This window comes from Mesorhizobium sp. M7A.F.Ca.ET.027.03.2.1 (assembly GCF_003999175.1).
Classification (GTDB): domain Bacteria; phylum Pseudomonadota; class Alphaproteobacteria; order Rhizobiales; family Rhizobiaceae; genus Mesorhizobium.
The window spans coordinates 1-378 of sequence record NZ_RZOM01001989.1; the positions used below are offsets into that span (position 1 = coordinate 1).

At 61.1% G+C, this 378-nt stretch carries 1 protein-coding gene; it reads left to right on the top strand.

The features are described 5' to 3' along the window. Positions 1 to 70: 70 nt before the first annotated feature. Positions 71 to 378, top strand: a 308-nt coding sequence (locus EN750_RS39105; protein WP_245482970.1) for a LysR substrate-binding domain-containing protein, incomplete at its 3' end; no start/stop codon positions are given.

Sequence of the window (378 nt, forward strand, 5' to 3'; positions counted from 1 at the left end):
GCTTGGAACGTCCGCGCCGGAGATACGCACCCAGTTCCTGTTCCATGACAAGCTTGTTGGCGTTGCCCGAATTGGACATCCTCTTCTCGAGCGCGCGGCGGTGACCGCAGAAAGATATGCCGCCTGCGACCATGTCTTGGCATCCAAGGATGGGGAGAGAATCGAGCCCGTCGATGCCGCCCTGGAGAAGCTGGGGCTTAAACGGGCGATAAGGGTCGTCGTGCCTGGATATCCGGATGCAATGCGGATCGCACGCCAATCGGATCTGGTCGCGCTGGTGCCGCATTCATGCCTGGGCAACAGCTTGACGGGCGATCTCGCTGTCACGTCGGGTCTTGCGACCTTCGAAGTCCCGGTCCCCACGCCGGAGTTCAAGAT